The sequence below is a fragment of the Mycobacterium sp. NGS50 genome, assembly GCF_059812545.1.
On the sequence record NZ_JCALCW010000071.1, the window covers coordinates 1 to 3463 of the forward strand.

A 3463-nucleotide genomic window follows, 5' to 3' on the forward strand; every position below is an offset into this window, starting at 1 on the left:
CGGTCAACCAACCCGAAATGGTTCGAGGTCAGGATATTTGACGATGAGCCCGTGCCCGGCCACGGTGCGATTCGGTCGCAGCACGCCGCCGGCTTGCGGCGTGAGCACGTTGTCGAACGCGAGGCCTTCGATGCGTATGTGGTCGTGGAAGTACTCCAGATGCCGCAGATGCCAGACCGCGGTGCCGACGTGGGCGCTGATCTGGGGGGCGCAGTGCAGCGACAGGTCGATGCTGCGCGCATCACACAGCGCGGCGACCTTGAGCACACCGGTGATCCCGAGGCAACGGGTCACGTCGGCCTGCAGGCAGTCCACCGCGCCGGCATCCAGCATCCGCTGGAAGTAAGGCAGGTCATAACCGTATTCGCCGGCAGCGATATCCATTCCCGCCGGCCCCTGTACACAGAGTTGGTGCAGTCCCGCCAGGTCGTCCGAGGTGACGGGCTCCTCGAACCATCGGACATCGTGATCGGCGAAGCGGTTGGCCCACCATCGTGCCTGCTTGCGCGTGTAGGCGCCGTTCGCATCGACGTAGAGCTCGGTTCCCGACCCGACGGCGGCGCGCGCCGCGGCGATCCGGGCGGTGTCGACCTCGGGGTTTCGGCCGACTTTCATCTTGACGCGGGGTATCCCGGCGCCCACCCATCCGCTGAGCTGGGACTGCAACGCCGCATTGTCGTAAGACGTGAACCCGCCGCTGCCGTAGATCGGGGTGCTGTCGCGGACCGGTCCGAGGGCGACGGTCAGCGGTTCGTTCAGCAGCCGAGAACGTAGATCCCACAATGCGATATCGACGGCAGCGACGGCCTCGGCAACGACACCCGGCCGGCCCAGGTTGCGGATGGCATGCAGCATATCGGCCCATCGGGCAGGGGGTGCCAGGGCGTCGCCGCCGACGACCGCCTGCGCGATCTTGTCGCGAACCACGGTCGCCACCGCGGTACCCGCATAGGTGTAGCCGACACCCATGATGCCGTCGGCGCGCGCGGTCACCAATACCATCGTGGTCGTATCCCATGAAAGGGTGCCGTCGGATTCGGGCGCGTCGGTCGGGATGGTGTATGCGGTCGCGTCGACGGCGTCGATGGCAACGGGAGTGCCGGTAGTAATGGCCATTTCGGCTGACTACCCGCCGAGCGGCGTGCATATGCGCGTGGCATCGGACCGGGTTTGCTGTCCGGCTCGCCGGGGTATCAGGCAGTCGTGGGCACGGTGGTCATCCGAGCATGGCGGCGCATCTGGTCGTCACCACTGCTCACCTTGAACGGTTGGGTGGCGTTCAACCTGCCACGCACGGTGACCGCGGTGGGCGTGGCGCTGCTGCTGGGAATCGTCGCCTTCCACGGGTATGTCCTGGCTACCGGCGCGGCCCCGCCGACCTACTTCGCCGGGTATGTTGTCGCGCTGACCGCGTGCTGCCTGATAGCTGCCGCCGCAACGGCGGCGACGTTATGGGGTTGGTACCTGGGCAGCGCCGTCTGCCTACTGTTCCTGGGCATCTACCTGGTCAGTCGGGTGGTGGGCCTGCCCGCGCTGGACACGCTGACCGGACGCTGGGATGTCGCGCCCGGAACCTTCGCCATGGTTTTCGCGGCGGCGTTTGTCGCGCTGCACGCGACCGTGTTGTCCGGCATCAACGTGGCCTATCCGCGCCAGCAGGGCTGGCAGGACTAACCGGGGGCTGCGGGCATGACGGCACTGGATTATCCGGCTTGGTTGCGCGTCGAGCACTGGCTCAACCTGCTGTTCGTGACGTTGATCATCCGCAGCGGAATCGAAATTCTGTCCACTCACCCCAAGCTGTACTGGAACGACGACAGCAAGCCGGGCACAGAGTGGGCCCGCTTCACCAGAAAGCAGATGCCGCGCGACAAGCTCTACGACACCCTGGATGAGGAGGAGGACTACCACCCGCTGGTGGCCCTGCCCGGCCACGCGCAGCTGGGGATGGGCCGGCACTGGCATTTCTTCGCGGTGCTGGGCTGGATCCTGGTCGGGATGTCTTACTACATCCTGTTATTCGCCACGGGGCAATGGCACCGCTACTGGCCGTACTCGTGGTCGATCTTCTCCGAGGCCGCCAACGACATCGTCACCTATATGACGTTCAATCTGCCACCGCTGCTGCCGGGCGAACCACTGGACGCGGTACAGAAGTTAGCCTACGCCGGGGTGATCTTCCTGCTGGCGCCTTTCCAGATCCTGACCGGGGCGGCCCAGTCACCGGCGATCGAAGCCCGATTCCCCTGGTACGTGCGGATGTGGGGTGGGCGTCAGTGCGCCCGCAGCCTGCATTTCCTGGGCCTGGTGGCATTCCTGGTGTTCATCGTCATCCACCTGTCGATGATCTTCTTCTGGGGCTGGGGCCAACTCACCGCGTTGATGATCTTCGGCTCGGTCCGCAACATCTATTGGTCGACGGCGCTGTCGCTGCTGATCGTCGCGACGGTGATCGGCGTTCATGTTGCGGCCACCCAGTGGAGCCTTCGCCGGCCCGCACAGGTACACCGCATTCTCGGTGCGGTCGTCACCCGAGCCCGGCTGCTGCTGTTGCGCCCGTTGGATTCCCGGCAGAATTACCCGGCTTCCAAGCTGTCAGAGGAGCATCGCGTCAACGGCAAGCCGCCCTGCTCCACCGAATACAAGGTGATGGCGGTGCACAACTTCGTCGACTGGCGGCTGCGGGTCGGGGGATTGGTGGAGAACCCGGTGACGCTGGATCTGGCGGGCCTGCGAGCGTTGGGAGAACCGCAAACCCAACGGGTGCTGCACAACTGTGTACAGGGGTGGAGCAGCATCGGCGAGTGGAGCGGGATCCACCTGAGTCGCCTCCTGGCCGAGGTCCGCCCGCTGCCGGAAGCAAAGTACATCTGCGTTCTGACCATGCAGGACAATGATCGCGACGAACCCAGCTCGCACGGCGGCGGCCAGTTCTACGAGGTGATGGATATCGAGCTCGCCTACAAGCCGCAAACCCTTCTGGCCACCGAGATGAACGGCCAGTTGCTGCCGATCAAACACGGTGCACCACTGCGTTTGCGGGTGGAAACCCAGGTGGGATTCAAGATGGCCAAATGGATCAACCAGATTGAGTTCGTCAACGATTACGCGGGCATCGGCCGCGGGCTGGGCGGCTGGCGCGAGGACAACGTGCACTACGACAAGGATGTGGAGATCTGAGATGACCGAGCCGACGGTCGTCCGTCCCGAGCTGATCGGTCTTGATTCTGCTGTGCGCCAACGCGTTCTCGACCAGGTCGCCGCCAAAGGCGGTCACTGCGACAGTTGTGGGGGAACAGATTTCGACGTCGGCGACGCCCTGCACCTCGGGTTCCTGTTTCTCGACGAAGACAACGACGCCTACATGGTCGCGTTGACCTGCGCCAACCGGGAATGCGCGCGGCCGCGTACTGGAATCGTGTTGCACGACAGCGAGTTCCGCAGCAGCTGATCGCTATCCGCT

The 3463-nt window shown here is 64.7% G+C and carries 4 protein-coding genes; 3 read left to right on the forward strand and 1 reads right to left on the reverse strand.

Features of this window, described 5'->3' with window-relative positions:
• Positions 1-3 precede the first annotated feature (3 nt).
• Entirely contained in the window at positions 4-1116 is a 1113-nt protein-coding gene (locus AC5Y36_RS25670; protein WP_500043795.1) for an enolase C-terminal domain-like protein, read from the reverse strand.
• Positions 1117-1212: 96 nt separating this feature from the next.
• Between AC5Y36_RS25670 and AC5Y36_RS25675 the strand changes: the two genes are divergently transcribed.
• Genes AC5Y36_RS25675 through AC5Y36_RS25685 form a run of 3 tightly spaced genes read left to right on the forward strand, consistent with a single transcriptional unit; the run spans position 1213 to position 3451 of the window.
• A complete protein-coding gene (locus tag AC5Y36_RS25675; RefSeq protein WP_500043798.1) occupies positions 1213-1674 on the forward strand; it encodes an oxidoreductase in 462 nt (153 codons plus the stop codon).
• A 15-nt stretch (positions 1675-1689) separates the two neighbouring features.
• Positions 1690-3180, forward strand: coding sequence for a molybdopterin-dependent oxidoreductase (locus AC5Y36_RS25680; RefSeq protein ID WP_500043796.1), 1491 nt, complete (start codon positions 1690-1692; stop codon positions 3178-3180).
• 1 nt (position 3181) lies between these two features.
• Entirely contained in the window at positions 3182-3451 is a 270-nt protein-coding gene (locus tag AC5Y36_RS25685; protein ID WP_500043797.1) for a hypothetical protein, read from the forward strand.
• The last annotated feature ends 12 nt before the right edge of the window (positions 3452-3463 follow it).